The organism is Alteromonas sp. AMM-1, from assembly GCF_047290655.1.
GTDB lineage: Bacteria > Pseudomonadota > Gammaproteobacteria > Enterobacterales > Alteromonadaceae > Alteromonas > Alteromonas mangrovi.
This window is the reverse complement of record NZ_JBLBUE010000126.1, coordinates 1-10,224: the sequence shown is the minus strand read 5'-3', so window position 1 is coordinate 10,224 and position 10,224 is coordinate 1. Positions and strand designations below refer to the sequence as shown.

Below are 10,224 nucleotides of genomic sequence, written 5' to 3'. Positions count from 1 at the left end.
TTAAATCTGGCTGGATGGACGAAAAAGCTCACTGGCAAACCCACCATAACCGTTGGCTCTGTGGGGTTAAACGACGACTTTTTTGGCGCGTTCCAGGGCCAGGATTCAGGTACCCGCGCAGTTGATGATTTGCTTGAGCGGTTAGACGCTGGCGAGTTTGATTTGGTGGCGGTAGGCAGAGCGTTACTGCAAGACCCCAACTGGGCCATCAAAATTAAAGAAAATCGCCTGGATGATCTGCAACAGTACTCAGGTAAAGCACTGGCGACGTTGTCGTAATTTAAACCCGCTCAAAATATTTAGCTAATGATAAGAAGGCACCACAGGGTGCCTTCTTGCGTGTTAATACCTAACCAAAAGCGATTAATCCCTTCGCACCCAACCGATACTCAGCAAATAGCGATTCCCTTCCAGCACTTTGGTAACAGCATGTTCGCAAATATCCGGCCGGAACAGTTTAATGCTTGCAGAACAATAGATGGGCGTAGCGCAAACAAACTCCCCGCCTGCTTTTGCCTGTTGTAACACAATATTCAGCCGGTAATGTTTTCCGCTTTGCACTTTATCAGTATGTGGCGGTATTTCACTGCCTTGAGGAAACTTCAATAAATACAGGTCGAATTTAACGGGCCAGTACATTCCGGCCAACAACATTTTGTCGTAACCGGTTTGTTGCCTGCCTCGTTGCCAGCGAAACAGCTTGCTCAGCATACTCATCACAATGGCACTTATGTTTTAACGGTGTGTTTAGCCGCTTTTTTTATGCGGCTATTGAACAACACAACGCCTAGCCAGAAAAACCAGACGAGTTGGGTAATTCCAAATAGTTCAGTGAAGATGTCAACCGGAAAAACGGTGGCTATGCCTGTAATACCAACCACCGCGCCCAGGTAATTTAACCACTTGCCAAATACATTCAGCTGCAGAGCAACAATGCTCGTGAGTAATACCCACATTCCTCCCACCAACTCATTGCCGCCTCCCAAACTTTCTACCAACATGGATACTACTGTCCACAATTGGTAGGCATCTTCATTACTTATCTTAGCCAGCTCAACCACGCGCGACAGCCCTATGGTTGCAATCATACCACTGGCAATCACCAGCCCCACCCACACCTTACCAAACAAGGTTGCCAGCGTATTCACATAATTGTGTTCGCGTTTAAGCTTTTCATTAAGCGCAGTCACCAGCATCGCCAGCAACACACCAAACACAACATAAATCAGAAAATAAGCTAACCCGAGTGCCTGTTGATGCTGCGCCAGAAACGTGATCACTACCTCAGGCGCTTTGCTGGCAGGAAAAGAGAGGAAGGCGCCAAAGTATACAAACGCGCCAGCGTAAATGAAGGCCATGAACATTGCGGCTGCGCCTGGGATTTTATTGTTAATCAAAACTGGATTCCCTTTCACCGTTACGACTCAATCTCATACTCATTAATATCAAATTGGGTTATCCAGGCAAACGAATCGTTTTCAGGCCCACTGTTTCTGAACGCTTCGAGCGCACTGCGGGTCTGCCATTTCTCAAACACATTCACGCGGCATTCGTTAACCGGATCAACCGACACTGCAAAGTCTTCGCATTCGGGATTGGCTCGCGCCAGTAAAATGGCTGCGTTTGAACATGCCATAAATTCATCTCGTTTCCCAGGCTGAATATATAAACTACCGGCCACAATGATTGTCATGGTCCCTCCTGTTATCGGGAATAACTGTTACTGAGGTTCTCTGGTGATATTCACCGCGTATTGCGTGTTAAACACATCGATTGCTTCGGTATAGAGTGTTCGTGGTGTTCTGAAGCAAAAGTTGGATGCTGCACATACCATGTTCACCGGCGATTGATTTGCATGCGCACCTCGCAATGAAAATACACTGCTACAAGTAGATGGCTCGGTACCCGTGTCGCCGACACACAACATGATAACAGTTGGCTCCCAGCGACACTCAGTAGCGGGATCCAGCTCCTTCAACGGCACATGCAGGTTATGTTTGCCATCGTTGATTTGAGGGTAGTAGTCAAACTCCATGGTTTGTGAAACCCGGAGCCCGGCCAGTATGTTGTAGTTCGTACAAGCATCCGATCTATTCGTGGCGACATACTGCACTTTAAGCTTGTAAGTTAAACTGCCATCGATGCTACCCTGTACATCAATATAGCGCTCACTGGGCATGGGGTATTTTACGTTACCATTAAGTGAACTACAGGCACACAAGGTTATTGCATACACTAACAAAGCACTACGCCACATTTATATTTTCCAAAAAGAATCAATAATTAACACCGCCCGCGAATTCAACAGCCAAAGGTGTTCAACGCTTTATTTCGCTGCCGTCGCAACAATTTTAATTTTTCCATTAAAGGGCAATTTTGCAGCCTCGTATACGGTTCTTGCCGGGCGCTGACCTTCTGGAAATAACGCCATGTATAACGCATTAACCTCATTGAGATCGTTTAAGTTTGCAAACGCAATATCAATATAGGCTATATGGCTTTTATCAAACCCCGCCGCTTTTAAAGCCGCAAACACATTGTTAAAGGCACGCTCGGCCTCATCGGTAACGTTGCCTTCAACATAGTTACCGGCTTCGTTAACCGACAATTGACCGCTAACAAAGCATAGGTTGCCAGCCACAACAGCATGACTGATCGGATTAGACCATTGGGGTAAACCTTCACCCGACTCTATAAATAAATGGGGCATTGCGATAGTGTCCTTGTACTTAGTCGCTGTTAACTGCATTGGTTAGCGTTGCTTAGTTGGCGTGTGTTTTCCTAAGAATATCCACAATACGATTGATATTGATTTCTGACAAATTCCACTCATAACCTTCAAAATCCGTAGTATTAATGAACTGCACCACTACAGTATCAATATCGTTGTGATACTCAGCCAAACTCTGGTAACCGGGCACCAAACCGCCGTGCTCGTATACGTAAATAGATGAGTAAATCGCCTGCTCGCCGTCTTGAAACACGGTGCCGTTGTTTAGCGCACGAATAAACCGGCCCACATCTTCGGCTGTTGCAAGCATGCCGTTTTCGTTCATTTTAAAGTCTTCGTCAACGCCAACATAATATCCACTCATTACGTCATTTGGGTTCACCTCTGTAATAGACGAAAAGGTGTTATTTAGATTAAGTGGCTCGAGGATGGCCTCTTTAATAAATTGAAAGTGACCATAACCCACTACTTTTTCGATAATCTGCCGCAGCAGTAAATAATTGGTATTGGAATATTCATAGCCGGTGTCGGGTTCAAAGCTGGTGGGTAACGCCAGGGCAAAATCCAGTGCATGCGCAGCGTTTTCCTGTTCGTTTTGCCAAAATTCCGGGTTGTTGGTGTAATTAGGAATGCCACTGCGATGTTGCACCAACATGCGCACCGTAATTTGTTCGGCAAAAGGAAGCTTACCTGTCAATTCAGGAAAATAGTGAGCAACTGAATCGTTGAGTGATAAGCGTTCTGCATGCGCGAGCTTGGCAATCGCAACGGCCACGTATAACTTGCTGATACTGGCAATTTTAAACAGTGCATGGGGATCGGCGGGAATGCGGTTTATTCTGTCTTTCCAGCCACTGCTATAGAATGCTGGCGGTTTTCCAGCTTGATCCACATACACCACAATGCCATCAAAACCGTGGGAAATGGCTTCGTCAGCTTGCGCTTGAATGGAATCGGGTAATGGCAGGATCCAGGCTTTCACCAAAATCCAAGGCACATAAAATAACGAAATTACCGTTCCCGCGAACAAAATAACCCTGAGCAGGTTTTTAAATTGTTTGCTTTTCATCAGCACAATTCCGTTATTTGCGATAGTTGGCTAGCTTACCGCCATCTACTTGTAATGCAAATTCATAAAATGTCACGCTTTATTTGAAAAGCAATACTTTACCCAATAATCATTTACGGAGTGTTACCTGGCAATTAGGTTAATACACCATTCAAAACCAGCCCGGGCATAAAATAAAGGGCCGATAGCGCTGCTGAACCGGTAAACACAAATGCGGCTGTGCAGAAAAGTGCCTGAACAAAAAACACGTTAGGTTTTGCCGACGCACTTGCCTGATAGGTGCAATACGCTAGGTTAACACCGTGTTTCACTTTTTGTAGATAGCACTGTATTTGCTTTAGGATGGGAATACTGTAAATAGCAATAAACGCAAAAACTACCTCGATACCACCGAAATGGAACAGCAGTGCAATTTCAGGTGAAAACCACCCCACTATGCCAATGGCCAACCAAAAAGCCGCCTTTTGATAAACGTTCAAATCTTCCCACTTGATCATATTGCATCCTTGCTGATTTTCTCGCTTTTGATATAGCTAAGGTAAGGGCAATTGTAACTGATTCAATGCGCACGCTAATATTGGTGATTAACGTGCGCTATTTCCATTTCACTCCCAGCGTGTCTTTTTCATACACTCTGTGGGCGGCCAATTTTACTACCAGCGCTTTCGGTATTGGCTCATGCATCGCAAAGTGAATAGTGTTCTGCGATGCTACCCGAGCCCCCAGTTCTTGCTGGAAATGCGACACTACCGATGGCGTGGGATGTAAACTAATGTGATTTTTAGCCGCTGCATATACAAACAAAATACCTTCGTGTACCAGTGCGGGCTTACCCCATTTTATTTCATCGTTTGCAGCGGGAGCAGCTTCCAATAAATAGCTTCGGAGTTCATTAAGCCTTGTTTGGGCGTCCAGAGGCTTACTTGCTATGTAGTCCTGAACACTGATTGTAGCCATGGGGTAAATCTTCCGTTAAGTTAACAGCCTGTCAGTCTTGATTAAGTTTTATGCGCAGATGGGGATTAAACAACACTGCTTCGTTGTTTTACAGTAATCAGCCCGCCCGTTTCTTCAATTAACCTATCGGTTAGCATTTCAGAGGAGTACTCCTGGGCAAAACTCAGTTCGGCGTCGGTAATCCCTACAATTTGTAGCAAATCGACACGACCAGACTGAATTTCAATATTCTCAGGTAGTTGAAACGGGGGCGTAATGAGCATTGCGGTAATGGTATCCGACAACGCAAACGGTATGCGATCGCCATAATCTAACAACGCTGGTTCGCCCATTTGGCCATTTGCCAACAACAAATTGTAGGCCATGAGAGTTTGCAGAACATGTATTGCCCACGTCGACTCGTGTTCAGTTTCCAGCACAAACTCGACACCAAAGCCTGAATATTCCTGAGGCTCCTCAGCTTCCCAAGGATTAGACATTCCAGACGTCACATACACCCAGGTATTTCGCGCATCGTTAGGCGGTGACTGAAAAACACCGTGGGTAAGCCAACGCGGATCAACTGATTGCGCATCCAACTGCTCAAAAATGGCGTTGCTTAAGGCATAAATACCCGGCCCGGTATCGCCAAATACATGTGGATAGACTTTTTCTTCCCGCTCTTCCCAAGCGTCTTCAAGCAAGCTCATTCATTTCTCCCAATACAGTTTGCACATGCCATTGCCAAAATATCTTGCGCTACAATAGTCGATTGTTCAATGCTTTCCCATGCTATTCTAATGATTTAGTTGAAGCGCTAAAACAAGAAAGCCCTGCTCTCTCGACCAGGGCCACATTTGCAATGTACAGGCATTTGTAACGGGAATTCGTGTGTACTCCCTACTTTCTACTTCCGACTCCCTACTCCCTACTCCCTACTTCGTTTTGTAATAATCCCTCAGCACATACCAGGCTTTCTTTTTGATACCTTTCTCAGATACCAGACCTTTTCTGTTCCAAAAATCCTGAATATTGTTTAACGGTCTGCGTGGTGAACGGAAATCTTTCAGGATCCACGGGCTTAAGCCTCTTAACGCCGAAATGTTGTCTACCATTGCCAAATTATGTAGGTAAACGGACTCCTGGAATTCTTCGGTCCAGCGTTCATTAGTGGCGCCATGCAGGCCTTGTAATGCGCCGGCACCCAATTCACTCATAATAATGGGCTTTTGGTATTTGGACTCCCAGCGTAAATCTGAACACTTAGATGCTTCAGACACATACCAGCCGCAGTAGCTGTTAATACCAATTACATCCACCGCATTTGCCAAAGGATCGTCAATCAATATGCCATTTTTAGTAGTACTATGCGTGTCCATTGCCGCCGTGATCAGGCGGGTATTGTCGAGTTCGCGCGCGTGGTTGATTAGATTGGTAATAAAAGTTAGGCGGGCATCTGATGACGGGGTTTCATTTGCCATCGACCACATCACTATGGACGCGCGGTTTATGTCGCGATGAATCATTTCAGCTAATTGCTGTTCAGCTTTTTTGTATACCGCATTGTTGTTAAATAACACGGTCCAGTAAACCGGGATCTCAGACCACACTAAAAGCCCCATTTCATCAGCCATTCTTAACATGTGCTCGTTGTGCGGATAATGCGCCAGACGCACAAAATTACAGCCCAACTCTTTGGCCCATTGCAACAGCGTACGCGCATCCTCTTCACTCCAGGCCCGACCCGAGGTAAGGGGTGATTCTTCGTGAATGCTTATGCCCTTTAAGAAAATTGACTTTCCATTTAGCTCAATGTTCTCACCATTCGTTTTTATACTGCGAAATCCAATGCGATCACGAATAGTTTCGCCGTTATAGCTAATTTCGACATCGTAAAGTACAGGTGATTCCGGTGACCATAGCTTGGGCCTGGCGTTAATCGCAAATGTTGCATTGGCCTGGTTGTTAAGCTTAATGGTTTCTTTTACACCTAACTCAGCAATAGTTACCGTTACTTCGCTGGATTGCGTGAGCGCGCCAGCCACAACAACCTTGCCTTCGATGGTTTGATTATTGTTGGGCGATAACTGAATTTGATAATCGGCCAGATAAGCCTGGGGCACAGACACAATGCTCACTGAACGGGTGATCCCGCCATAATTCCACCAGTCCGTATTCACGGTGGGAACCTGATCTCGCTCGCGGCGGTTATCCACTTTTACCGTAACAAAGTTGTCACCACTTTTCAGAAAAGCCGTCACATCAAAATTAAAGCTGGTAAAGCCACCTTCGTGCTCCCCCACCTTTTGGCCATTAACGTCCACAATGGCCTTGTAATTTACCGCACCGAAATACAAGAAATAACGCTGATCACTGCGTTTACTGAACGTGAAATTCTTGTTGTACCACACGGTGCCTTCATAGAGATACAAATGGTCTTTTTGGGTATTCCAATCGCCGGGCACAGAAATTTTATCTGCTGTTTCGAAGTTATACTCAAGTAATTCCGAAGGCGACGACATTTTAGCGTTTTTAAAATAGCCGTTGGCATGTGGTTCGTAACGATGGTTGTAATAACCATTTTCATAAGGATCAATAATATAGGTCCATTGACCGTTTAAGCTGGTAGCGCTGCGGCCTGACGCATTTTGCAGCAAAAGCGTAACGCTATCGCTCTGAGTAATTTCCGCTGTTTCGGCACTTATTGCATTGGCTATTAAACAAAAAAATGCCAGACATCCCACTATTGCACGTTTCATGTCATGTTGTTCCTATCTACCTTGTATCGCATAATTGCTTTGCTACTAAACATTGTTAGCCAGCCTGTTTGCCAGTCTACAACGCCATCGAATTGGCTTGACCACCAGATACTATCACGACATTATTTAACAAATCATTAATTATTTTAAAACACGAAGATTTCATATCACCATCTTTAACAGGCAAGTAAATATCTATAAATAATAGATATTAAGTTGAATTTTGGTTTTTCTGGGTTTTTAAACTAACCAGTAAAGCGCTTTTCATCACTAGACCATATACATAACCAACAAAAAGTGGCATTACCAATTAATCAAGGCGACGTGTACTTTATAGAAGTGCGGAAGCGTGAAAAATTCGCCAGGGTATACGCTGTTTTTTAACGCAGGCGTGGTATGGAAAGGCAAGCCATTTAAATATCGTATTGTTGATACAGGGCAATAGATACCTGGCCGATGAGATCAATTGGGAGCTGCGTGTTTAATGAAAATGATAAATTGCCCTTTGGGCCCATATAAGGAGTGAGTTTATGTATTAACTCGGCGTTGCCTGAAACGGGCGGATATACTCCAATGTGGTGCTTGAATGCGGCAAAATAAAAGAAGGCACGCTTGTTATTTCTAAATGCAGGCATGTTGTAACTAATACAACGGGTGGCCTCCGGCAAGAAAAGTTCAACATGTTGTTGTATAGATTCCAGTAGTGGCCTTACAGCTGGTAACACGGTTAAAAAGTAATCTTCATGTGACGCAAAGCGCATATCAGAGCTCCTTGATGTTACAGGTTAAGATCACACCATTTCAGCTATTTAACAACTTTTGACAGCCAATGATCACCGCTAAATATCGGCGTAGCCGTAAATGAGTGTTTTCGTTTTTGTTTTCATAAAAGATCCTTTGTTTGATTGTGCAGGATGTAGCCTCTTGTGTCCTTTTGAGTAACTTGTTAGCTATTATTAAAATAGTAAGAATCGCCTCAGTTCTTGTTCTTGACGCATAACATGCAATATATAAATCGTGTTCCCATCAATTTTATAAAATACCCGACATGGCTTTACTACCAGCTCCCTGTAATTAAGCGTGGGTATTTCCACAGGAATTTTTCCCGATTCGGGGTGTTGTTCTAATCTTTCAATTTTGCTAAATACAGTTTGAACAAGCTTTTTCGCAGCAACCAAATTAGCCACTGCTATGTATTCAGCAATATCATTAAGCTCATTAAGAGCGGGCTGTGTCCAAATTACTTCAGCCACTTATTCATTTGCTCTTTGGCCTGCGAATTTGAAATAACTTGCTCATTTCTTAAAGCCTGTTCTCCCCGAGCTATCCCTTCTAAAATAGACATGCGCTTTTGCATCATTTCAAAATCATCAACATCTACCAAATATGCGGATGGCTGGCCATGCTCAGTAATTAAAACCGGTTCTTTAGAGGAATGGAGATCTGCCAATATTTTAGTAGCCTGCCTCTTTAAGGTAGTAACTAATTCAACTTTCATATTCGAACTCTAAACTGGGATCAGTGCCACTATAGTATCACTCGCAGCCTGGCTTTCAACTGTATAGCTTACATTTCAATAATGGGTGTCGTCACAAGTTGCACAATGGCGAAGCCGCCAAACGTGTATGCGTAACAGCGAACGCAGTGATTGCGTCGATTGGCTTGTAAGTTGCCACGCTGATACATCCTGGAGCAACAGCTGAGCTTTGCGCACAATACTCAATTACTTTTGACGAATAACTTTTTGAAGAGCTCTTCTGATTTGGCGAGACCTTCTTCAGTTAAAACAACAGACTTTGATTTGCCAACAGGGTTGTGAATATAACCTTTTTCATAAAGCCGATCGGTGATACTCCAATCTATTTGCTTCCAAGCCCTACCAAACTTGTCATGCAGAGTAAGGTAAAACAGAGCAAGTGCCGCTTCATCGATTTTATCTTCATCTATTTCCACTACAGTCTCCATTTTCATATGGCTACGAACTCCCACTTAGGGGCAGTAATACGTGGGCTATAATAACGAGCGAAGCGAGGACGGCCCACGTGTTTTTGTCCCAGCAAGCTCCGCTTGCGTCTACAGCGGCTTGTTAGTTGCCAGCTTAAAACATCCTTGAATAAACATAAAACAATGGGGATACCAATAATACGATCAATACAATAGAAGTTAACTTTATTAATTTGATTGATAAAACAGCATCTTCAAATGATTCATCTTTACCAAGCTCTACTGTTTTAGCAAACTCGGCAGCGGGCATCCAATAAAATGAATAGTGTTCTTTATAGCCAAACACGCCCCACAACAGAGTGTAGAAAAGCAATAGCGTAGACAAAGGAAACGGCTGAATCACATTAATTTGCTCGTATGAGATGACAAATATACCCACGTAAGAAAACACTGAAGCCATTTCACCACACACACGCGCAAAAGAAATCGGCTTAACTGAAACGACTAAATAGAGGCTGGAAGCCAAAAGACATGCTAAGTAAAAATAACTCCATATTGGCATAAACCTTCCTTTGGCAACTAACGCTTCAAGAAGGGGCAGCCGTTAGGCTGTCCCGCTTGCTTGACTTGTTAAAAGGCGAACTGTGACGTGCTCCAATAGATTCACACAGCCAGTTAAGGGATAATTATCTCAACTGGAGTGTATATGAAAACGCGAAAAAGCTATTCAAAAGAATTCAAACTGGACGCTGTTAGTCTGGTTACAGAACAAAATTACAAGATTG

Annotated in this window: 15 protein-coding genes and 1 pseudogene; 1 reads left to right on the top strand and 15 read right to left on the bottom strand. The window is 44.0% G+C overall.

What is annotated here, in order from left to right; all coding sequences use genetic code 11:
* Positions 1 to 279: pseudogene (locus ACLR2L_RS15580) on the top strand (12-oxophytodienoate reductase); the annotation flags it as partial.
* Between the two features lie 84 nt (positions 280 to 363).
* Here ACLR2L_RS15580 and ACLR2L_RS15575 read toward each other — a convergent pair.
* The 15 genes from ACLR2L_RS15575 to ACLR2L_RS15505 all read right to left on the bottom strand — a co-directional run bounded on the left by ACLR2L_RS15575 (position 364) and on the right by ACLR2L_RS15505 (position 10,001).
* Positions 364 to 717, bottom strand: a complete 354-nt coding sequence (locus ACLR2L_RS15575; RefSeq protein ID WP_413369377.1) for a 2OG-Fe(II) oxygenase — start codon at positions 715 to 717, stop codon at positions 364 to 366.
* An 11-nt stretch (positions 718 to 728) separates the two neighbouring features.
* On the bottom strand, positions 729 to 1,397 hold the full coding sequence (locus ACLR2L_RS15570; RefSeq protein WP_413369375.1) for a hypothetical protein: 669 nt from the start codon (positions 1,395 to 1,397) through the stop codon (positions 729 to 731).
* Positions 1,398 to 1,417: 20 nt separating this feature from the next.
* Complete coding sequence (locus tag ACLR2L_RS15565) at positions 1,418 to 1,693, bottom strand: putative quinol monooxygenase (RefSeq protein WP_413369373.1); 276 nt, start codon at positions 1,691 to 1,693, stop codon at positions 1,418 to 1,420.
* A 27-nt stretch (positions 1,694 to 1,720) separates the two neighbouring features.
* The gene (locus ACLR2L_RS15560; protein ID WP_413369372.1) at positions 1,721 to 2,257 is read right to left on the bottom strand and encodes a hypothetical protein; all 537 of its coding nucleotides are present in this window, start codon (positions 2,255 to 2,257) and stop codon (positions 1,721 to 1,723) included.
* Between the two features lie 69 nt (positions 2,258 to 2,326).
* A complete protein-coding gene (locus ACLR2L_RS15555) occupies positions 2,327 to 2,710 on the bottom strand; it encodes a RidA family protein (protein WP_413369370.1) in 384 nt (127 codons plus the stop codon).
* Positions 2,711 to 2,762: 52 nt separating this feature from the next.
* A complete protein-coding gene (locus ACLR2L_RS15550; protein ID WP_413369368.1) occupies positions 2,763 to 3,800 on the bottom strand; it encodes a serine hydrolase domain-containing protein in 1,038 nt (345 codons plus the stop codon).
* Between the two features lie 134 nt (positions 3,801 to 3,934).
* A complete protein-coding gene (locus tag ACLR2L_RS15545) occupies positions 3,935 to 4,297 on the bottom strand; it encodes a hypothetical protein (protein WP_413369366.1) in 363 nt (120 codons plus the stop codon).
* A 97-nt stretch (positions 4,298 to 4,394) separates the two neighbouring features.
* Positions 4,395 to 4,757 (bottom strand): iron chaperone, encoded by a 363-nt coding sequence (locus tag ACLR2L_RS15540; protein ID WP_413369364.1) that lies wholly within the window; start codon positions 4,755 to 4,757, stop codon positions 4,395 to 4,397.
* Positions 4,758 to 4,822: 65 nt separating this feature from the next.
* The gene (locus tag ACLR2L_RS15535) at positions 4,823 to 5,446 is read right to left on the bottom strand and encodes a suppressor of fused domain protein (protein WP_140957539.1); all 624 of its coding nucleotides are present in this window, start codon (positions 5,444 to 5,446) and stop codon (positions 4,823 to 4,825) included.
* A gap of 225 nt (positions 5,447 to 5,671) precedes the next feature.
* Positions 5,672 to 7,495, bottom strand: coding sequence for a glycoside hydrolase family 2 protein (locus ACLR2L_RS15530; RefSeq protein WP_413369361.1), 1,824 nt, complete (start codon positions 7,493 to 7,495; stop codon positions 5,672 to 5,674).
* A 413-nt stretch (positions 7,496 to 7,908) separates the two neighbouring features.
* Entirely contained in the window at positions 7,909 to 8,256 is a 348-nt protein-coding gene (locus ACLR2L_RS15525) for an iron chaperone (protein ID WP_413369359.1), read from the bottom strand.
* A 195-nt stretch (positions 8,257 to 8,451) separates the two neighbouring features.
* Entirely contained in the window at positions 8,452 to 8,748 is a 297-nt protein-coding gene (locus ACLR2L_RS15520) for a type II toxin-antitoxin system RelE/ParE family toxin (protein WP_413369357.1), read from the bottom strand.
* Complete coding sequence (locus ACLR2L_RS15515) at positions 8,736 to 8,993, bottom strand: type II toxin-antitoxin system Phd/YefM family antitoxin (protein WP_140957546.1); 258 nt, start codon at positions 8,991 to 8,993, stop codon at positions 8,736 to 8,738. The genes ACLR2L_RS15520 and ACLR2L_RS15515 overlap by 13 nt, the downstream gene beginning before the upstream one ends.
* A gap of 221 nt (positions 8,994 to 9,214) precedes the next feature.
* Complete coding sequence (locus ACLR2L_RS15510) at positions 9,215 to 9,448, bottom strand: DUF6429 family protein (RefSeq protein ID WP_413369355.1); 234 nt, start codon at positions 9,446 to 9,448, stop codon at positions 9,215 to 9,217.
* A 145-nt stretch (positions 9,449 to 9,593) separates the two neighbouring features.
* A complete protein-coding gene (locus ACLR2L_RS15505; protein WP_413369353.1) occupies positions 9,594 to 10,001 on the bottom strand; it encodes a hypothetical protein in 408 nt (135 codons plus the stop codon).
* Between the last annotated feature and the right edge of the window lie 223 nt (positions 10,002 to 10,224).